We start from the raw sequence: 19144 nt of genomic DNA, 5'->3' as shown, positions 1-19144 counted from the left end.
CGAGTGCCCGCCCATCGGCGTGTGCGCGGGGGCGACCTTCGGACCAGTCACCGGGCTCCGATGGTCGCCGTCGACGCCGCCTTTCGGGGCTTCTGACGTGGTCAGCGCCCTTCGTAGCGTTGCCGGACAACAGGACCCGACCGGTCCGCTCCCCACTGCGAAGGAGATCCGAGATGAGCGATGCGCCCATAGGAGGCATCGCGCGTGGCGGTTCCGACGGGGTTCCATCGACCGCCGCGGACGACAGCGTCGACGCCCGGGAGGCCGGACGCCCCGTCACCGCCGTACTGGGCGGCCCGCATACGACCAGGACGAATCCGCAGCCGGCCAACCCGCTGCGCAACACCTACCGGAGCATGCCGGAGGCCGATCGGTCGGCCCTGTGGCGGCAGCGGCTGCACGAGGCGGAGTCCGGGCTGACCCGGCTGCTGGCCGCGCGCCACAACAACACCCATCTGTCCGACTGGTTCGCGCTGCAGTCGGAGATCTTCGCGGACCTGCCCGATCCCACCACCGGAAGCTCCGCGGACTGGCAGCGCGTCTTCTTCCGGGGCCAGGCCCTGATGGAACGTTTCCTCGTCGCGCGGTACGGCGAACATGTGCTCGCCACCTGGGCCGCTGCCATCGCCGAGGTGCACCGTGACGTGGAGCCCGACCACGGCCGGGGTGCCGCCGACCCCGTGCACCGCATCGCCCGCCAGGCCGAACTGTACGGTTCCGACTACGAGTTCGACGAGGGCCTGGAGACCGAGGGGGCCACCCGGGCCGCGCTGACCATCACCCACTGCTCGATCTGGGACTACCGGGAGAAGGCCCGCCGCTCCGGCGTCCGCATCACCCTGGCCTCGCCCTGCACCTACTGCACCAAGGCCCTGTCCGCGAACATCCGCGCCAAGGGCTTCGAGCCGTCCCACAGCCTGCGCACCGGCCCCACCGGGCACGGCTGCCGCTGGGAGGCGACCGCACCACGGGACCTGCCGGCCGACCCCTCCGGGGAGCGGTGATGTGCGGCGTCACCGGATGGCTCGACTGGGAGACCGATCTGCGCAGCCACGCCGCCACCGTCACGAGCATGACGGAGACACTCGCCTGCCGAGGGCCGGACGCCTCCGGCACCTGGCTCTCCCGGCACGTGGCACTCGGCCACCGTCGGCTGTCCGTCATCGACATCGAGGGCGGAACCCAGCCGTCCCAGGCCCACGACACGGTGCTCACCTACAACGGCGAGCTGTACAACCACACCGACCTCCGGCGGGAGTTGGAGGGACTCGGCCACACCTTCCGCACCCGCTCCGACACCGAGGTCGTCCTCCGGGCGCATCTGCAGTGGGGCGCGGACGCCCCCCGGCGCTTCAACGGCATCTTCGGCTACGCGCTGTGGGACGGGCGCACCGAGGAACTGCTCCTGGTCCGCGACCACTTGGGTATCAAACCGCTGTACTGGCACGCGCACGCCAGCGGCGTCCTGTTCGGATCCGAGCCGAAGGCCGTGCTCGCCCACCCCGCGTTCCGGGCCGAGCTGGACGCCGAGGGCATCGCCGAGCTGTTCGCGCTGCCCGCCGCGCCCACCGCGGGGCACGGCCTCTTCCGGGGGCTGCGCGAGGTGCGCCCCGGCCATCTGGTCCGGGTACGGCGCTCCGTGACCCGCGAGTCGCGTTACTGGCACCTGGTCTCCCGGGAGCACACCGACGACTCAGCCACGACCCGGCGGACGGTACGCGACCTGCTCGCCGACGCGGTCGAGCGCCAGCTGATGAGCGACGTGCCGCTGTGCACGCTGCTGTCCGGGGGCGTCGACTCCAGTGCCATCACCGCGCTCGCCGCGCTGGCCCGGGAACGAACCGGGCAGGGCAAGGTCAGCAGCTTCTCCGTGGACTTCCCCGGCAGCGCCGACCGGGCACCCGACGACTGGCGCACCGGCGCCGACGCCCCCTTCGTCAAGGCGGCGGCCGAGCACATCGGCACCCTGCACACCTCGGTCGTCATCCCCGACGACGACCTCCTTGAGGCCCGGCAGGCCGTGCTGCGCGCCCGCGACCGGCCCGGCTGGGGCGAGATGGACGCCTCGTTGCACCTGCTCTTCCGCGAGGTGCGCCGGCGTTCGACGGTCGCCCTGTCCGGGGAGGCCGCCGACGAGATCTTCGGCGGCTACCCCTACTTCCACGACCCGGCCGCCCGCGCCGCGGACACCTTCCCGTGGCTGCACGGCCGTGCCACCCCGGCCGATCTGCTGCGTCCGGAGGTGCGGGCCGAGGTCCGGCCCGAGGAGTACACGGCCGAGCAGTACCGGGCCACGCTGGCGCAGACGCCGGCGCTGCCCGGCGAGACGGGCACGGACCGCCGGGTGCGCCAGCTGTTCCACCTGGCGCTGACCCGCTGGCTGCCGCCGCTGCTGGAGCGCGTCGACCGGGTCAGCATGTCGGTCGGCCTGGAGGTGCGGGTGCCGTTCTGCGACCACCGTCTCGTGGAGTACGCGTGGAACGTGCCGTGGTCCCTCAAGGCACCCGACGGCCGCCCGAAGGGGCTGCTGCGGGACGCCGTGCGCGACCTGCTGCCGGCCCAGGTCACCGACCGGCCCAAGAGCGGCTATCCGTCGACGCCCGCCGTCCGTTACACACAGGTGCTCACCGAGCGCGCCCACGACCTGCTGGCCGACCCCGCGGCCCCGGTGTTCGAACTGGTCGACCGGGAGACCGTACGCCGGGCCCTGGCACAGGGCCGTACCCTGCCCAGCCCGCGCACCGCGCCCAACCCGGTCGGTGGACTGGACCATCTGGTGCAGGTCGACGAGTGGCTGCGGGCCTACCGGGTGGGGCTGCGATGAGCGCCCCGCACACCGGTGCCTCGGCCCGCCCCGCCGCCGCCCCGCACGGCGGGGCGCTCCCCGGCCGCCGCGGCGACGCCAGTGCCGACTCCTTCCGCGACGCCGCCCGTCGCTGGACCACCGGGGTCGCGGTGATCACCGCCCGGCACGGCGAGGAGGTCTTCGCCAAGACCGTCTCCTCCCTGTGCACCCTCTCCCTGGACCCGCTGCTGGTCAGTGTCGCGGTGAGCGCCCGCAGCCCGCTCGCGGCCGCGGTCCGCGCCGACGGCCGGTACGCCGTGTCGGTGCTGGCCGGCCATCAGGAGCCGCTCGCCCGGCACTTCGCGGCGCCGGGTGCCGGGCGCGCCCTCGGGCTGTTCACCGTGGCCCCGACGCATCCCAAGGTGACCGGGGCGCCCGTGCTGGAGGACTGCCTGGCCTGGTTCGACTGCCGGCTGCACGCCGTGCTGCCCGGCGGGGACCACGCCGTCCTCGTCGGCCGGGTGGCAGCCGCGGACGCGGTGCCCGGGGAACCGCTGATCTACCACCACGGAGAGTACCGCTCACTCGCCCGCCCGCCCCTACCCTCGACGGGAGCCCGTACATGACCCTCCTGGACACCTCCGCCGACACCGGCCGGGGGCTGCTCACCGGCGACCGGTACCGCGCGGAACTCGACGACGGCCGCGAGCTGTATCTCAACGGAGAGCGGGTGTCGGACCCCGCCGGGCACCCGGCGTTCCGTCCGGCGGTCGACGCCCTCGCCGGCCTGCTGGACCTCCAGCACGACCCCGACCACCAGGAACTGCTCACCTACAAGGACCCCGACAGCGGTCACCGGCTGGCCCGTGCCTACCAGCCACCGCGCACCCTTCAGGAGCTGCAACTACAGCGCAAGAACGCCGAGTTCTGGCATGCGAACGCCTTCGGGCAGCACGGCCGTTCCCCCGCCTTCATGGCATCGATCGCGGTCGGCGTCTACGACTTCCGCAACCGGCTGGAGCGGTCCCGGCCGGGCTTCGGCGCCAACGCGGAAGCCTGGTACCGGTACTGCGCCGTGAACGACCTCGTGCTGTCGCACGCGCTCGGCGATCCGCAGATCGACCGCTCCGCCGACCCGGTGGACGACCCGGACCTCGCGCTGCGGGTCCTGGAGGAGAACGACCGGGGGATCGTCGTACGCGGCGCCAAGCAGCTCACCACGCTCGCCCCCCTCGCCCACGAGGTGCTGGTCTATCTGTCGGCCTCGTTCACCCAGCGGCGCGGCGAGCAGTTCGTCGTCTGGTTCGCGCTGCCCCTGAACACCCCCGGTCTCGTGACGCTGTGCCGGGAGCCGCTGGGCGCCGAACCCTGGGGCCACGCACACCCGTTCGGGTCCCGCTACGACGAGCAGGACGCCATGCTCTTCTTCGACGACGTCCTCGTCCCCTGGCACCGGGTCTTCCTGCTGAAGGACGCCGATCTGGCCCGCACCGGGCTGGCCCGGATCAACGCCTGGTCCGCGTACATCGGGCACGTCCGCTACCGGGAGCGGCTGCGCACCCTGCTGGCCACCGCCACCCTGGTCGCCGAGAGCATCGGCGTCGACGGCTTCCGCAACATCCAGGAGGACCTCGGCCGGATCGCGTCGTACACCGAACTGACCGAGATCTTCCTCGACGCCGCCGAGGCCCGCGCCGCCGTCACCGACGGTGGGCTGCTCGCTCCCGGTGACACGGCCGCGAGCCGGGTCTGGTCGGCAGAGGTGGCCGACAGCGCGGTGGACGTGCTCCGCCGCATCGGGGCCTCGGGACTGCTGATGCAGCCCACCGAGAACGACCTCGCGCATCCGCGGCTGCGTCCCCTGCTCGACCGCTATATGCGCGGACGGGGCATCGACGCCGAACGCAAGTCCCGGCTGCTGCGGCTGGCGTGGGAGCTGACCGGCGACGGCTTCGGCCAGCGCCAGCACCTCTACGAGGTCGTCCACCGCGGCGACCTCACCCGCAACCGGATCAACCTGTTCAAGCGGTACGACCAGAGCGACGTACGGCGCCGCCTGGAGGAGTTCATCGCCGCACCGTCACCCAGCGGTCCCGACACGCCGCACCCGAATCGTCCCGCCACCGGGGCACCCACCCGTGAGGAGCACCCGTGACCCTGTCCGACACCGAGGCCCAGGCCCGCACCCTCGGCGGGTACGAGGACGCCAGCAGCCTGCGCCAGGTACACGACCGCGACTGGGTGCTCGACCGGGTGACCGGCGAGCCCGGTGTGCTGGTCGATCTGGGCAGCGGCATAGGCCAGTTGCTGGAGGCGGCGCTGCAACGCCACCCGTCGCTGCGGCTGGCCGTGGGACTGGAGCGCTCCGAGCACCGGATCGCCGAGGCGGGCCGGCGGCTGCGCCCGTACGGCGCCCGGGTGGCCCTGCACCCGGCCGACCTGACCGCGCCCGCCCCGCTGCCGTACCGGGCGGACGTGGTGACGATGACCTCGGTGCTGCACTGGCTGTACCCGGTGGAGCACCGGGTACTGGCCTGGGTGCGGGACCAGCTCGCGCCCGGTGGCAGCTTTCTGCTGACGACGTATCACCCCGCGCGCGACGACAACGGGCTCGGCGGCGAGGACGACATCGTGCGGGACGCACTGACGGGCCTCGGCGTCCCACGGGAGTCGGTGCCGGGGCTGCTCGACGACCACGGCGTCCTGCCGATTGCGACCCGCACCCGTCCGGCGGCCGAACTCGCCGAACTGCTGGGCGAGTTCTTCACCATCGAGGACTGGTGGGAACGGGAGGCAGTGGTCACCGTGGGGGACGCGGCCCAGTACGAGCACTTCCACGCGGCCACGTTCGGCGACTACTACGCCTCCGTGCTGGCGCCCGGACTGCGGGCGGAGTTCTTCCGGGCGGTCGGCCGGGTCGCCTGGGAACGGCAGCACGGGCAGGGACGGGTGAGCGCGATGCCGGTACGGCTGTGGAAGCTCACCGCGCGTACCGGGAGCACCGCCTAGGGTGACACCACGGGGCCGGGCGACACTGCCTCGCCGCCCGGCCCCCGTCGCCGCCGAACGACCGATCGAGGCCGAGGAGCCGTCACCATGTCCCCACACACCCCCGGCCCCAGCCAGGAACTGGGTGCCTTCCTGCGTGCTCACCGCGCACTGCTCAAGCCCGCCGACGTGGGCATGGCGGCCACCCCGCGGCGGCGCACGCCCGGCCTGCGCCGGGAGGAGGTCGCCTCGCTGTCCGGGGTCGGCCTGGCCTGGTACACCTGGCTGGAACAGGGCCGGGTCACCGCCAGCCGCCAGGTGCTGACCTCGGTGGCCAGGGCGCTGCGGCTGGACGCGGCCGCGCTGCGGCACGCGATGCGGCTGGCCGGCTACCACGAACCGGTGGCGTCCGACGCCGAGTCGGAGGGGCTGGCCGCGACCGTCCGGCCGATCCTCGACTCCTGGCCGACCAGTCCGGCGGTGCTGCTCGACCGCCACTTCGACCTGCTCGCCTGGAACGCGCCGTGGAGCGCGCTGTGGGGCAGCCCGGAGACCCTGCCGGCCGACCGGCGCAACCTGATGTGGCTGATGGTCGCCGACCCGCGGGTCCGGACCGTGCTGCACGACTGGGAGCCGCTGGCGATGAACATCTTCCAGCACTTCCGCGCTCAGGCCGGCCCCGCGCTCGCCAATCCGCGCACGGGTGAGCTCTACGACCGGCTGGAGGAGGACGCGCCGGAGCTCCGCCACTGGTGGGGTTGCCACTCGGTGGCGGAGCTGACGGCCCGTACGGTGACGGTGCGGCCCCCGGGGTCGGCGGCGATGGCCCTGTCGCTGTCGTCCTTCCACCCGGTGGACGATCCCTCCGCGCTGGTCCTGCTTCTCACACCGTTGACCGAGCAGGACCGGGGGCGGATGGCGGCGCTGTGCGAGCGGCGGCTGCGGGCGGTGGACCCGGACGCGGACGAGCGCGCGGCCGGCTGACGCTCGACGAGCGCCCGGCCGACGCTCAGGGCCGCGCGAGCTCCTCGGCTCCCGCGCCCGGCGTGGGAGCCGGTCCGGTCCGGCGCAGCCCGGCGTTCACGGCGAGCGCCGCGAGCGCCGAGGCCAGGGCGAGACCCACCCCGATGACGAGCGTGCCGGTCCCCGTGTCGCCGAAGGCGCCCACCGCCCAGGCACCGAGCCCGGTACCGGCGTACATCGTCGAGGTCAGCCACGCGCTGGAGGTGGCCCGCAGATCGGGGGCGGCCGTGCCGGCCAGGGTCTGCTGGTCGATGACGAAGCCGCCGCTCGCCACGAACCAGACGGTCACGCCGAGCAGCGCGAGCACGATGCCGGGGCCCACGGCGGACAGGGCGATGCCCGCCGCGAGGAGCAGCCCCCACACCGGCAGCAACGGGAGATGGTTGCGGCCCAGCGTCCGGGACCGGTCGCCCAGCCGGCCGCCCAGCAGCGAACCGGCCACGCTGCCCGCGCCGACGAGGATCCCGACCAGGCCGAGCGCGGACACCGACAGGTCGAACCGGTCGACGAGCAGTACGCCGAGGAAGGTGTAGGCGCCCAGGTTGGCCGCGTGGAAGGCGGTGTTGACCACGAGGGCCCTGCGCAGCGCGGGGTGGCTCCACGCGGCGAGCACGGCGCCGAGCGCCCCCCGGGTCGCCGCCGACGTCTCGGGCGAGGGAGCGCCGGTCATCTGGCGCAGCAGCAGGGGTACGGCCGCGGCGGTACCGACGGCGAGGGCGAGGAACGCCGACCGCCAGCCCGCAGCACCGGCCAGCAGCCCGCCGAGTGGCACGCCGACGACCTGGCCGCAGGAGAACAGGGCCATGCCGAGACCGAGCGCCCGGCCGCGCACCTGCTCGGGGGCGGTCTCGGCGATGTGCGCCCAGATCGCCGGGCCCGCCGCGGCGGCGGCCAGGCCGGCCAGGGCGCGCGAGACGATCAGCAGGGCGAGGCTGGTCGACACGGCGGCGGTCGCGTTGGCCAGCAGGAAGAGGACGGTGCCGGCGAGCAGCGTCCGCCGCCGCCCGACGCGGTCGCTGAGCAGTCCGAGGAAGGGCGCGGTGACCGCGTAGACGAGGACGTATGCGGTGACGCTCTGGGCGGCCGCGGACTCGGACACGTCGATGTCGTCCGCGATGGTCGGCAGGAGTGGGGAGACCAGGAAGGTCTCCGTGCCGAACAGGAACAGGAGCACGAACACACCCGCGTACCGCCACCGGTCGAACGCGGCCTTCTGTCCGCTCGAACTCACAGGGGATCACTGCCTTTCAGGGGCGGGGGTGAGGAAGGGCAGGAATCCGGCACGCTGATGGCCGCCCTGCTCGGCCATCGTTTCCGCCGCTGCTTGGGGCAGCCAGGCAGGCGTTCGTCCTGTTACCCGCGCTCACAGGTTGGGGCCGCCGTCCCCCGGAGGCTCTGCGGCCCGGTCGTGACCGACTCGCAGTGGGCTCAGGGCCGGTGGCAGCGCCAGCGGCCCCGCGCGCCACGGGTGAGGCACGGACCTGCTCGCCCGGCCTGTGTCGCTTGTTACCAGTTCACCTCGGTGCTGTGCGAACTGTCGTACGCCGATGCCCAGTAGTAACCCGGTGCGACGATCCGGTGCACCTGGAATCCCACCGCTCCGGTGGCGGCCGTGAGCGGGACCGAGTCACCGGCGGCCCGCCCGTCCGTACCGGTGGAGAGCATGACGTATTGGCCGGCCGACTCGGTGAACCGTCCGCCCACCGACGCCGGGAGCCCCCGACCGGTGGCCAGGTCGACCACCTGAAGGGACACGTGCCCGACACCGGTCGTCGCATCCCGGGTGACGTCCAGCCGGTCGACGACGATCGGGCGAAGCGTGGTCCTCGCGGTCCGTGCCGAGGTGACCGCGGACGCCGGACCTGCCTTGCCGCTGGTGTCCACCGCGGTCACCCGGTAGTAGTACGTGGTGTTCGCCAGCAGGCCGGTGTCGGTGTACCGCAGTCCGTGCGTCTGTCCGGCGAGGGTGGCCGGACCCGGCGTGAAGTCACGCCGAGTGGACCGGTAGACGTTGTAGTGGTGCACCTCGGAGTCGTCGAAGGACCGGCCGAAGCTCACGTCGACGCTGCTGTGGTCGACGGTCTTCGCCGTCGGCGGCGCGCTGACCGGCGTCGGCGGTCTGCTGTCGGAAGGCATCGGCGGGTAGACCGCCGACGGACCCCACCGGGACGGCAGATCCACGATCGAGTCGTAGTGGTGCATGGCGATGCCGCCGTACCCGGGATCGTCGGCGTAGGCCGCGTCCACCTTGGCGGCCTCCGTCTCCAGCCCGGTGCGCCCCTCCTCGTGGAAGGTGACCCAGGACGGATCGCCGCCGACCGCGACCAGATCGATGGTCTCGATCCCGATGAGGACCGAGCCCGGCTTGCCGATCTCGTCGGCATAGGCGATCTCCGTGGCGGCGTCCTGGATGATCGCGGCACTGTGGTCGCGGTAGTCCATGAGCGACACATAGTCGGACATGTCCTGGAAGTGCTGTGCCATGGTCTCGGTCCGGCCGTGCCAGGTCACCGCCTCGGTGTCGAGCCAGACCGGCATGGCGGGCCCGAACTGCAGGCCGGTGCCCGAGGCGTTCCGCCGGTCGATCAGCGTCTGCAGGGTGTCCAGCCACTGGGTCTGGTAGGACGGCGACTCGGTCGCGTACTCCGGTCCCAGGACGTACGGCTCGATGTCGACGTTGAGGCCGTCGAAGCGCTCGTCGGGCGCGGAGGACAGGTTGTAGTCGAGGACCTTCTCCAGCTCCGCCACGGCGATGTCCCGGAAGCGGTCCAGCCCGCCGAGTGCCGGAGGCTGGGTGCCGCCGGCTATCAGTGCGAACACCTGGTAACCGTGGGCGTGCGCCCAGGAGAGCAGGTCCCGGGTCCGGGGTCTGAGGTCCTTGAGCATGTCGGTGCTGCCGTCGCGGGCCACACCGAAGTAGAGGGTCTTGACCGGACGGGACGCCGACGTCGGCCGGTAGTCGGCCAGGGACTGGAGCACCCGGCGCGAACCCTTGTTGTGGACCAGGTTGTAGGAGGACTCCTCCCACAACCACATGGCGCGGTCCTGCGGGGTGCGCACGACCGGCTTCGGCTGCGCGTCGCCGACCGGTACGTATGTGCTCGTGCTGTAACCGGTGTTGCCCCGTACGTCGGTGGCGCGCGCCTCGATGCTCGCGAAGGTGTTGCCGAGCGGGTGCGGCTCCCAGAGGTAGGAGTACCCGTCGCCGTCGGCGACGGCCCGCTGCCAGGGGCCGCCGTTGACGCGCACCTCGACGGCGGAGATGCCGTTGCGGCCCCGCACACCCAGCCGGATCGGCGTCACGCCGGTGATCCGCGCGCCCTCGGACGGGCTGAGCACGGTGACGGCCGGCTTGGCGGCCCTGGGGTTGTCCACGCTCAGTTGCACCCACGGGGAGTTGACGCCGTAACGGGTGGCCGGCGAGGTCCCCTGGACGGCGATCTCGAAGGTGCCGTCGTAGCCGCGGGTGTCCAGGTCGTAGTACCAGCGACCGGTGTCGTCGTTCTCCGGGTCGAGCGTGTGCACCCGGTCGGTGTCGTGGCCGTTGAGGAAGATCTTCAGGTCGTACGCGCTCGTGTAGGTGCCGGAGATCCGCACGGTGCCGACCGGTAGCCGGTCGCCCGTGTGGACCGAGGTGATGGTGACCGTCGTGTCGGCCGCGTGTGCCGCCTTCGGCGGCAGGGCGGCGCCCATGACCAGCGCGAGCAGCACGGCAAGGAGTGCGCCGGGCCATCTTCGCGATCTGACGCTGGTGTTGCTCATGTCGGTTCCTTCCGCAGGGGGCGTTGTGTTGATCCGCGAACGAGTGCTGTGGTCAGCAGCCCGAGCCCATGGCCATGTTCGAGAAGGGCTGGTAGTAGTGCACCGAGACGCCCCAGTACTTCGGGTCGGTGGCGTAGGTCTGGCCGGAGAGGTCGAAGGCCTGCTTCATGCACAGGTAGCCGGCCGCGGCGAAGGAGATGCCCTTCAGGTCGGGGTCGGACTGGACCTCGGCGCCGAAGGTCATGGCCAGGCCCCCGGTGTCCATGGCGATGGCCTGGTCGATGCCGCCGACGCCGAAGTAGCCGTTCATCCACTGATCAACGGTGTTGTGGTAGTTCATCACCGAGATGTAGTCGACGACCCCGCCGGCCATGTAGGCGTTCCAGATGTCCTGGACGTCGTGCGCGTACCAGTCGGGGGTGTCGTTGGTGACGCCCAGTCCCATCTGGTGGCAGGTCCTCAGAATGTGGACGAGATTGTCCTCGTAGGTGTCGTTGTAGGCGTCGGTTCCGGCGCCGTTGTTCGTGGTCCAGGAGCCGTCGAAGAATGTGTGCGGCTCGATGTCGTAGTGGACCCCGTCGATGCGGTCGGACGGGGAACTCGCCGCGTTGAAGTCGACGACCTTCCGGCAGTGGTCCACGCCGGTGCTGTCGGCCGCGGCCCTGCTGACCACCCAGCTCTTGTCACCGTCGAGGAACTCGACCTTCATCCCGTTGCTGTGGGCACGCCGGTTGAAGGCGCGCAGCTTCTTCGTGAGCGCGGTGTCGGTGAGCGAGGTGTCGCCTGTGGCGATGTAGACGGTGGTGAGCTTGAAGGAGGTGTCGCCGTGCGGTGCCGCGGCGAAGGCGAAGAACGCGTCCTGGGCCGAGGGGCTCTGGATCATGTCCAGCCCCTGCCATACCCATGTGCCGCGGTGGGCGTTGTCGGCGGCCGAGGCCGTGGTGGTGTCCAGGCCGATGAGGGTGGCGCATACGGTGACCGCGGAGAGCGCCGCGGCCGCGAGTTTTCTGAGCATGACGACCTTCCTTGTCCAGGGGTGGGGAAGGGGTATCGCTCGGCACCCCTCCGCGCGCGGTGGCGCGGCCGAGAACCACGGTCACGCCGTGCGAGAGGGTGACCGCCGGGGTTCGGGCGATGGGGAACGCGAAGACGGGGCACCGGCGAACCATGTGCCGGACCGGGAGGGGTCGTGCTGCGGGTCGTGCACCGGGCGGACCGCGACCGAGCGCGGCCGGGGGCCGGAGCACCGGTCAGCCCCCTTGCGCGGCAGACGCGACGACCGGCGATCCGGTGGCGGGCGGTGCGGCGAACAGCCGATCGGCGAGATCGACCAGATCGACCCCCGCGGTGTCCGGCAGGCAGCAGCCTTCGAGCCGGCGGCCGACGGCGGTCCAGGCCGCGGGCAGCGCGCTGAAACCGTTCAGGGCCCCGCACAAGGCCCCGGCCAGGGCCGGGGCGGAGTCCGCGGTACGGGCCAGGCAGGCGGCTGCGGGGACGGCCTCGGTCAGCCGCCCGTCGGCGGCCACGGCCATCGCGAACGCGACCGCGAGGGTGTCGGAGGCGGCCACGCCGTAGCTGTAGACCGGATCGGTCACCTCGTCGCTGAGCGCGGGGACCAGGGCGAACGCTCCCCGCGCCGCGGAGGCCAGGGCCAGCGCCGCGCGGACCTCGCGGCCCACGGCGCTCACCGCGGGCAGTTCGGCGAGCGCGGCGGCCGTCACCGTCGGCAGGTCGCCCGCCGGATCGCAGGCCACGGCGATCGCGGCCGCGACCGCCCGGGCGGCGTGGACGCCGTCACCGGACTGGGTCACCGCGGCGTCCGTGGCGGCGACCGCCGTGGCGGCGGCCGGATCGCAGGCGTATCGGGCGCCGATCGCCACCGCGCGTACGGCCGCGGCGTCGTCGAAGTGGTGCGGGTTGTCGTGTCCGCTGGCCGGCGGCCGCAGTCCGCGGTTGAGGTTGTCCAGCGCCGTTTGCACCGAGATCCTCGCCCAGACGGTCTCCTCACCGGTGCGGGCGGCGAGGTCGAGCCACGCCGAGGTGATCGCGGCCCGGTCGGCGTCGGGATCCCGGCGTCCCTGGGCGAGCAGGGTCAGCGCGGTGAACGCCGCCCACTCCGCGTCGTCCCCGGGGCCAAGACGCAGCGGTGCGACGGGCTGGTTGAGGGCGAACGGCACCGGCAGCGTCGTCAGATGGTGGTCCTCGGCGAACCGGTCGAGGTTGTTCCGTGCCCGCCGGGTCCACTCGACCAACCGGTGCGAGCGATGCCACCCGGCCGGCCAGCCCGCCGCGTCGCCGATGGCCAGGCCGACCAGCGCGCCACGGACCCGGTCAGTCGCCCGATGCTCCGTCATCGTGGTCATCGTGTCCACATCCCGTCCCGTAGTGCGGCCTCGGAGAGCAGGTCCGCGGCCTCGGCGGGGTGCACGCCGGCCACCGCGTCGATACACAGACCGCTCAGCGGTCCGATCCGGTCCGCCCACCGTGCGGGGATCGTGGCCGGGCCGCGCCCGGCGCCGGCGATGGCGCCGGCGATCGCCGCGATCGTGTCGGCGTCCCGGCCGAGGTTGGCCGCGGTCACCACCGACTCCTCGATGTCGCCGTCGGCAGCGAGGTACGCGCCCAGCGCCAGCGCCACCGCTTCGGGTGCCAGGTCGCTGAACTCGTAGTGGCGTGGTACCACCGCCTCGTGCAGCGCGTCGGTGAGGTCGTCGCCCCGTGCCCCGCTCGCCACCACGGCGCGGGCCCGGCCGGTGGCGCGGGCCGTCCAGCTGTCCGCCGGTATCGCGGTCAGCGCGGCCTCGACGACCTCGCCGGGCCCGGTGACGGTCATGGCTGCGGCAACTGCGGCGGCCACCGCCCGGCCGCCGAGGATTCCCTCCCCGTCGTGGGTCACCGTGCCGTCGACCTCGGCGAGCCGGGCGGCCTCCAGCGGTCGGCCCGCGGCGTAGATCCCGTACGGCGCGGCGCGCATGGCCAGTCCGTCGCTCCAGGCGTGCCGGTGCCGACCCGTGTGGGGCGGATCCAGTCCGCGCCGCAGCGCCAGGACGGCTCCCAGCTCGCTGAATCCGGCCACCCCGAGGGTCTCCCGCCCGCACAGTCCGGTCCGCCAGGCGTCGGCCACCGCGTCGGAGGTCAGTTCCTGGCCGTGCGCGGAGAGCAGCGTCACGACGAACACGGCGTACTCGGTGTCGTCGGTGCCGCCGTAGCGGCCGTCGGCGTCGGGCAGCAGCTCGGTCAGCCGACCGTACTGTCGGCGTATCTCCACCGGCTCCAGGGTCTCCACGGGCCGGCCCAGCGCGTCACCGACCGAGAGTCCGAGCATGCAGCCCCGGGCGCGGTTCCGCAGGTCGCTCGCCTTCATCTGGTTCCTCTCTTCATCGCAGGGCGCCGCCGGTCACCCCGGCCTGGATGTGACGTTGGAAGAGCACGTACACGACGAGCACCGGCAGCATCGAGATGACCAGGCCGGCGAACAGCCCGCTCCAGTCGCTGCGGTACCCCTGGCTGACGGCGAGCGCGGCCAGTCCCTGGGCGAGTACGTAGTGGTGTTCGTCGGGATTGAGCACCACGGGCAGCAGGTACTGGTTCCACAGGCCGAGGAAGTTGAAGATGCCCACACTGACCAGCCCCGGCCTGGCCATCGGCAGCATCACCCGGAAGAACACGGCGGAGTGCGAGCACCCGTCCACGAACGCCGCCTCGGCGACCTCTTGCGGCAGGGTGCGGAAGAACCCCGTCATGAAGAACACGGTGAACGGCAGGGCGTAGGCGGTGTAGACCAGGATCAGCCCGTGGAAGGTGCCGAGCAGGCCCAACTGCTTGACGATGAAGAACAGCGGGACCAGCGCGAGGAAGACCGGGAAGGTCATCCCGCCGACGAACAGGTAGTAGATCAGCCGGTTGCCGGGGAACTTGTAGCGTGCCAGGCAGTAGGCAGTCATCGAACCGAGCAGCATGGTGAGCAGCAGCGCGCCGCCCACCACGATCAGGCTGTTGAAGAAGTACCGGCCGATGGACGCGTGGGTCCAGGCCCGCACCCAGTTGTCCAGGTGCAGCCGGTCCGGCAGGCTCCACGGGCTGGTGAGTATCTGCCGGTCGGTCTTGAACGAGCTGAGCAGAGCCCACAGCAGCGGGAAGGTGACGAGGATCGCCCAGATCGCGAGGAAGGCGTGGGAGAACGGTCTGAACCGGCCGGTCCTGGTTGGGGCGTGGGGCCGGACGGGGCGGCCCGGGCGCGCCGGGCCGGCCTCGGTGTGCGGCGGCCCCGGCCGCTTGGTGGCTGTCGCCATGGGGTTGGCCCTCTCAGTACTCGATCCGCTCGCGCCGGGACAACCGGAGCGTGAGCGCTGCCAACGTGAGGGTGAGGAAGAGGATGGCGACGCCCAGGGCGGAGGCGTAACCGAACCGGCCGTAGGTGAAGGCGTTGCGCCACAGTCCGAGGCCGAGGACCTCGGTTGAGTTGTCGGGGCCACCCGGTCCGACCGTCATGATCTGCACGAGCGCGAAGCCGTCCATCGCGAGGATGCCCAGGTAGACCAGGGCGACCTGGACGTTCTCCCACACCAGCGGCAGCGTGATGTGCCGGAAGGTCGCAAGGGTGCCGGCCCCGTCCAGCAGCGCCGCCTCCAGGACCTCGCGCGGGATGGACTGCATGGCCGCGGAGAAGAGGACCACATAGAAGCCCACCGCGCTCCACACCATGACCGCCATCACCGCCCACAGGGCGACATCGGGATCGGCGAGCCAGGAGTCGGTGAGCCCGCCGAGCCCGACGGCGTTCAGAAACCCGTTCAGCAGACCGGAGTTCGGGGTGTAGATGAAATTCCAGAGCACGGCGACGACCGTCACCGACAGCACCTGCGGGAAGAAGTAGACGATCTTGTAGAACGCCGCTCCGCGCATGCCCTCGACGGATGCCCGCCGTCCGCGCCCGCCGAGATTGAGCAGCGAGGCGAGGACCAGGGCGAGAGCGACCGTGGTGAGCGGTATGACGAGCAGCATCAGACCGTTGTTGCGCAGCGCCGCCCAGAACATCGGGTCGTGGGCGAGACGCACGAAGTTGTCCGCTCCGATGAACTTCCGCTGGGCGGAGACGCCCCGCCAGTCCGTCATGGCCAGATAGAACGCCTGGCCGTACGGGGAGAGGACCAGCACCGAGTAGAGAGCCAGCGGTAGCAGCAGGAAGCCTGCGAGAAAGCGGTACTTGCCATAACGCATGATCGCCTCCGATCAGCGCTTGTACTTCTTGACGGAAGAGTCCCTGGCGACCTTGTCGGCGGCCTTCTGCATGCGGTTGATCCACTCGGCGGGCTTGATCCGCCTGGTCAGGAGTTCACCGGTGGCGCCGGCGGCCGCTGTCCCCATCGGGGCGTACCAGCCGCCGAAGTTGAAGACGAAGACGTCCTTGCCGGCCGCGTTGACCATGTCGCGCACCGAGGACAGGCCGCTGGACAGGCCGACGCCGTCGGCCGCGCCGACCGTGCTGGGCAGGGCGCTGGCGAGCTGCGCGAACTTCCTGGTCGCCGTCCGGGAGAGCATGATGCGCAGGAACTCCATGGCGCCATAGGGGTTCTTGGCCTTCGCCGGGACGAAGAAGGTCTCCGTTGCACCGCCCTCGATACCGGTCATCGGCATCTTGTCGGCGGCGGAGAGCCGGGGCGTGGGGGAGACGACCATGTCGAATCCGGCCGGGGTCACCCCCTTCTGCTCGCTCTCCAGCCATGAACCGCACGGGATGAACGCCGCCTTGCCCTGCCCCCAGGCGGTCTGGGCTTCGGTGTGCGTCAGTCCGTCCGATCCGCGCATGATGTAGCCGCGCGCGGCAAGCTCGTAGATCGCCTCCACCGCGGCCGTCATCCCCTCCTGATGCCAGGCGTTGGGCTCCAGGTTGTCGATTGCTCTGATCAGTTCCATGCCGCCTGCCTTGGCGGCCATGCTGAGCAGCGGGTCGTTCATGTACTCGGGGTACTTGCCCTGGTAGGTCCAGGGAGCCAGGCCGGTCTTCTGGATCTCGGCGCAGAGCGCCATCATCTCGTCCCAGGTCCCCGGGTACTGCCAGCCGTGCCGGGCGAACAACGGCTTGGAATACCAGATCCCGTAGACGGTGTAGACGTAGTTGAGGGTGTAACAGGTGCCGTCGAAGGTGCCGGTGTCCACCACTCCGGGGAGCAGGATGTCCCTGATTTTCTTCGACGGGTCGTCGAGCGAGGGCGCGTCGAGCAGCGGGGCGAGATCCATGAGCTGTTTGTCGTTGACCAGTGAGACGAGGTCCAGCCGCCCCGCGCCGGTGTTGTCGATGACGTCCGGCGGGTCTCCGGCGACCAGCCTCGGCTGCATGGTCTGGCCGACTGTCTGTATGCCGTGGTGGGTTATCTTCGCCCCGGGGTACCGCCGCGTGTACAGCCCCTCGTCGAACTTGGCGTACTCGTCGCTGTATCCGCCCTTGAAGACGACGACCTCCAGCGGCTTTCCGGCCGGCACGCCGAGCGGGTTGTCCTTGCTCACGGTTCCCTTCGGGGCCGGGGAGGCGGAGCCGGAGTCGGGACCGGAGCCGGTCGCACAGGCGGAGAGCAGGCCGCCCGAAGATCCTGCCAGGACGGTGGCCGCCGCTGCCCGCCGGAGTACCGCGCGGCGGGTGGGCGACGCGGGTCGGTTTCTCATCGTGGTGTTCTCGCCTTCTGTTCGGTCGGTGCCTCGTGCTGTTGTGGTCGTGCGATTTCGCTTCCGGTCAGGCGCCGCGGCGGATCCGGCCCGCGTAGAGCGCTTCGAGCCGGTCGTTGTGCTCGTCACCGGCGGGGATGTTGGAGGAGAGGTAGACGGGCGGCGTCTGCCCTGCCCTGATCAGCCGGTCGATCACCTCGGCGACGACCATCTGGGCGAGCGCCGCCGCCGTGACCGAGGAGGCGGCGCAGGCCGCGCCGCCGCCGGGCAGCGGGAGGACGGCGTCGCCGTACGGCGCACCGTTGTCCAGGGCGACGTCCGCGATCTCGTACAGGCGCAGCCCGGAGGGATGACGCGAGTTCATCCGCCGGGTGTGTTCCATGGAGGTGATCGCGACCAGGCCGTGGCCGCGCTCCTTCACCAGCTGGGCGAGTTCCACGACCACGCCATTGACTCCGGAGTTCGAGGCGATGACGAACACGTCGCTGGGCTGTACCGGAGCCAGCGCGTAGATACGGTGCGCCACTTCCGGGGTGCGTTCGAGGTTCGTGGCGTGCAGCGCGGCGGCCGGCTCGCCGCCGTAGAGGACGATGTCGCGCAGGGCGAGCCGGTTGGTCGGAACCAGACCGCCGGCGCGCCCGCTGATCTCCATGGCGAGCGCTTCGGAGTGCCCGGACCCGAACGCCTGGACCACGCCACCGCCGGTGATCGACTCGGCGAGGAGATCGGCGGCCTTCTCCACGGCGGCCGACTGACAGCTGGTCACCTGCGTGAGCGTCTTCATGAGTTCCGCGACGTAGACATGCTGGTTGATGCTCATCAATCCTCCGGAGTGGGGGTGTTGGTGGTCGGTGGCGCCGCATCACGGGGGCCCAGGCCGGTGCCGGTGCCGGTGCCGCGCCTGCCGCCCTGCCGCCTGGCACCGATCGGGGGTGTCGTCGGCAGCCGGTGCCCGCTGACCGCTCGTGCGGTCACCGCGAACCGTTCGGAGCTCTGCTCGTAGGTCCGCTGCGCCAGTGCCACGTAGAGCAGGTCGAGGACCAGCAGTTGGGAGTGGAGCGCGGCCAGCGCCTCCGGCCGGAAGGTGGTCTCGTGCGGGGCCGAGGTGAGGACGATGTCCGCGGCCTCCGCGAGCGGTGACTGGCTGAAGCTGGTCACCGCGGCGGTCGTCGCGCCGTGGCTCGCCGCTTCGGTGATCACCTCGACGACCTCATGGGTACGCCCGCTGTGCGACAGCCCGATGGCCACGTCGCCCGGCGCGAGCAGCGCGGCGTTGGTCAGCGCGCTGTGGACGTCCGAACGGGCCCAGCAGACAACGCCGATGCGCTGAAGCCGGAAGACCAGCTCCGACGCGGCGGTCGCGCTGCTTCCTATCCCCAGCACCTCGACACGCCGCGCTCCGGCGAGGGCCTCGGTGAGCCGGTCCAGCGCGTCCAGATCGAGCTGTGCGGCGGTCTCCTGGACCGCCCGGCCGGCGGCCGAGGCGACGATGCCGAGTACCCGGTCGAGAGGGTCGGCCGGGAGGATCTCCCGGCCGATGTCCAGGTCCCACCGGGCCTGGTCGGCCCGTCCGGTCTCGGTGGCCAGCGCCACTCGCAGCGCGGCGTACCCGCCGAAGTCGAACGCTCGGCAGAAGCGGGTCACCGTGGCCGTCGAGGTACTGCTGCGCTCGGCGAGATCCACGATCGTGGCCAGTGCCGCTCCGGCGGGGTCGGCAAGGATCTGCTCTGCCACCCGCTGCAGAGCCTCGGGCAGGGAGGGTTGCTCCGCCCGTATGCGGCCCAGCACGCCGCCCGAGGGTACGGGCGACGAGGAAGTTGGGGCTCCGGTCACAGTGAACATTCCTTTCACAGGCTGCGCGGTGCGGTGAAAATTATTATGAGAGTCGGTCAAGTGTCAACGACAGAAACATTTTTCACCCCG

General features: G+C 71.6%; 16 protein-coding genes. 6 read left to right on the top strand and 10 right to left on the bottom strand.

The window, feature by feature from the left end; translation table 11 throughout:
- Positions 1 to 173 precede the first annotated feature (173 nt).
- The 6 genes from ACWEKM_RS12325 to ACWEKM_RS12300 all read left to right on the top strand — a co-directional run bounded on the left by ACWEKM_RS12325 (position 174) and on the right by ACWEKM_RS12300 (position 6757).
- Positions 174 to 1004 carry a hypothetical protein gene (locus ACWEKM_RS12325; RefSeq protein WP_451621111.1) on the top strand — a complete coding sequence of 277 codons (831 nt, stop codon included), beginning with the start codon at positions 174 to 176 and terminating at the stop codon, positions 1002 to 1004.
- Positions 1004 to 2824, top strand: coding sequence for an asparagine synthase (glutamine-hydrolyzing) (asnB, locus tag ACWEKM_RS12320; RefSeq protein ID WP_451621110.1), 1821 nt, complete (start codon positions 1004 to 1006; stop codon positions 2822 to 2824). The genes ACWEKM_RS12325 and asnB overlap by 1 nt, the downstream gene beginning before the upstream one ends.
- Positions 2821 to 3411, top strand: coding sequence for a flavin reductase family protein (locus ACWEKM_RS12315; RefSeq protein WP_451621109.1), 591 nt, complete (start codon positions 2821 to 2823; stop codon positions 3409 to 3411). The genes asnB and ACWEKM_RS12315 overlap by 4 nt, the downstream gene beginning before the upstream one ends.
- Positions 3408 to 4940 carry a 4-hydroxyphenylacetate 3-hydroxylase family protein gene (locus ACWEKM_RS12310; protein ID WP_451621108.1) on the top strand — a complete coding sequence of 511 codons (1533 nt, stop codon included), beginning with the start codon at positions 3408 to 3410 and terminating at the stop codon, positions 4938 to 4940. The genes ACWEKM_RS12315 and ACWEKM_RS12310 overlap by 4 nt, the downstream gene beginning before the upstream one ends.
- Entirely contained in the window at positions 4937 to 5794 is an 858-nt protein-coding gene (locus tag ACWEKM_RS12305; RefSeq protein ID WP_451621107.1) for a class I SAM-dependent methyltransferase, read from the top strand. The genes ACWEKM_RS12310 and ACWEKM_RS12305 overlap by 4 nt, the downstream gene beginning before the upstream one ends.
- Positions 5795 to 5881: 87 nt before the next feature.
- Positions 5882 to 6757, top strand: a complete 876-nt coding sequence (locus ACWEKM_RS12300; protein WP_451621106.1) for an MmyB family transcriptional regulator — start codon at positions 5882 to 5884, stop codon at positions 6755 to 6757.
- Between the two features lie 25 nt (positions 6758 to 6782).
- Here the strand turns inward: ACWEKM_RS12300 and ACWEKM_RS12295 are convergent, their stop codons facing one another.
- The 10 genes from ACWEKM_RS12295 to ACWEKM_RS12250 all read right to left on the bottom strand — a co-directional run bounded on the left by ACWEKM_RS12295 (position 6783) and on the right by ACWEKM_RS12250 (position 19009).
- On the bottom strand, positions 6783 to 8027 hold the full coding sequence (locus ACWEKM_RS12295; RefSeq protein WP_451621105.1) for an MFS transporter: 1245 nt from the start codon (positions 8025 to 8027) through the stop codon (positions 6783 to 6785).
- A gap of 275 nt (positions 8028 to 8302) precedes the next feature.
- The gene (locus tag ACWEKM_RS12290) at positions 8303 to 10558 is read right to left on the bottom strand and encodes an Ig-like domain-containing protein (RefSeq protein ID WP_451621104.1); all 2256 of its coding nucleotides are present in this window, start codon (positions 10556 to 10558) and stop codon (positions 8303 to 8305) included.
- A 52-nt stretch (positions 10559 to 10610) separates the two neighbouring features.
- On the bottom strand, positions 10611 to 11573 hold the full coding sequence (locus ACWEKM_RS12285) for a hypothetical protein (RefSeq protein WP_451621103.1): 963 nt from the start codon (positions 11571 to 11573) through the stop codon (positions 10611 to 10613).
- A 235-nt stretch (positions 11574 to 11808) separates the two neighbouring features.
- Positions 11809 to 12912 (bottom strand): ADP-ribosylglycohydrolase family protein, encoded by a 1104-nt coding sequence (locus ACWEKM_RS12280; protein WP_451621102.1) that lies wholly within the window; start codon positions 12910 to 12912, stop codon positions 11809 to 11811.
- 5 nt (positions 12913 to 12917) lie between these two features.
- Positions 12918 to 13922 carry an ADP-ribosylglycohydrolase family protein gene (locus tag ACWEKM_RS12275; protein WP_451621101.1) on the bottom strand — a complete coding sequence of 335 codons (1005 nt, stop codon included), beginning with the start codon at positions 13920 to 13922 and terminating at the stop codon, positions 12918 to 12920.
- A 13-nt stretch (positions 13923 to 13935) separates the two neighbouring features.
- The gene (locus tag ACWEKM_RS12270) at positions 13936 to 14850 is read right to left on the bottom strand and encodes a carbohydrate ABC transporter permease (RefSeq protein ID WP_451621100.1); all 915 of its coding nucleotides are present in this window, start codon (positions 14848 to 14850) and stop codon (positions 13936 to 13938) included.
- A gap of 13 nt (positions 14851 to 14863) precedes the next feature.
- Positions 14864 to 15778 (bottom strand): carbohydrate ABC transporter permease, encoded by a 915-nt coding sequence (locus ACWEKM_RS12265; RefSeq protein WP_451621099.1) that lies wholly within the window; start codon positions 15776 to 15778, stop codon positions 14864 to 14866.
- Positions 15779 to 15790: 12 nt separating this feature from the next.
- Positions 15791 to 17221 (bottom strand): N-acetylglucosamine/diacetylchitobiose ABC transporter substrate-binding protein, encoded by a 1431-nt coding sequence (gene ngcE, locus ACWEKM_RS12260; RefSeq protein ID WP_451621098.1) that lies wholly within the window; start codon positions 17219 to 17221, stop codon positions 15791 to 15793.
- A gap of 67 nt (positions 17222 to 17288) precedes the next feature.
- Positions 17289 to 18041 carry a sugar isomerase domain-containing protein gene (locus ACWEKM_RS12255; RefSeq protein WP_451621097.1) on the bottom strand — a complete coding sequence of 251 codons (753 nt, stop codon included), beginning with the start codon at positions 18039 to 18041 and terminating at the stop codon, positions 17289 to 17291.
- Complete coding sequence (locus ACWEKM_RS12250; protein ID WP_451621096.1) at positions 18041 to 19009, bottom strand: MurR/RpiR family transcriptional regulator; 969 nt, start codon at positions 19007 to 19009, stop codon at positions 18041 to 18043. The genes ACWEKM_RS12255 and ACWEKM_RS12250 overlap by 1 nt, the downstream gene beginning before the upstream one ends.
- Positions 19010 to 19144 lie beyond the last annotated feature (135 nt).

This window comes from Streptomyces sp. NPDC004752, from assembly GCF_053601275.1.
Note: the sequence above shows the minus strand (reverse complement) of the source record. Positions and strands in the feature narration are given on the sequence as shown.

Excerpts from the sequence above, each read along its gene's own strand:
- ACWEKM_RS12325 (WP_451621111.1), top strand. The coding sequence starts at position 174 with ATGAGCGATGCGCCCATAGGAGGCATCGCGCGTGGCGGTTCCGACGGG.
- asnB (WP_451621110.1), top strand. The coding sequence starts at position 1,004 with ATGTGCGGCGTCACCGGATGGCTCGACTGGGAGACCGATCTGCGCAGC.
- ACWEKM_RS12315 (WP_451621109.1), top strand. The coding sequence starts at position 2,821 with ATGAGCGCCCCGCACACCGGTGCCTCGGCCCGCCCCGCCGCCGCCCCG.
- ACWEKM_RS12310 (WP_451621108.1), top strand. The coding sequence starts at position 3,408 with ATGACCCTCCTGGACACCTCCGCCGACACCGGCCGGGGGCTGCTCACC.
- ACWEKM_RS12300 (WP_451621106.1), top strand. The coding sequence starts at position 5,882 with ATGTCCCCACACACCCCCGGCCCCAGCCAGGAACTGGGTGCCTTCCTG.
- ACWEKM_RS12290 (WP_451621104.1), bottom strand. The coding sequence starts at position 10,558 with ATGAGCAACACCAGCGTCAGATCGCGAAGATGGCCCGGCGCACTCCTT.
- ACWEKM_RS12285 (WP_451621103.1), bottom strand. The coding sequence starts at position 11,573 with ATGCTCAGAAAACTCGCGGCCGCGGCGCTCTCCGCGGTCACCGTATGC.
- ACWEKM_RS12280 (WP_451621102.1), bottom strand. The coding sequence starts at position 12,912 with ATGACGGAGCATCGGGCGACTGACCGGGTCCGTGGCGCGCTGGTCGGC.
- ACWEKM_RS12275 (WP_451621101.1), bottom strand. The coding sequence starts at position 13,922 with ATGAAGGCGAGCGACCTGCGGAACCGCGCCCGGGGCTGCATGCTCGGA.
- ACWEKM_RS12270 (WP_451621100.1), bottom strand. The coding sequence starts at position 14,850 with ATGGCGACAGCCACCAAGCGGCCGGGGCCGCCGCACACCGAGGCCGGC.
- ACWEKM_RS12265 (WP_451621099.1), bottom strand. The coding sequence starts at position 15,778 with ATGCGTTATGGCAAGTACCGCTTTCTCGCAGGCTTCCTGCTGCTACCG.
- ngcE (WP_451621098.1), bottom strand. The coding sequence starts at position 17,221 with ATGAGAAACCGACCCGCGTCGCCCACCCGCCGCGCGGTACTCCGGCGG.
- ACWEKM_RS12255 (WP_451621097.1), bottom strand. The coding sequence starts at position 18,041 with ATGAGCATCAACCAGCATGTCTACGTCGCGGAACTCATGAAGACGCTC.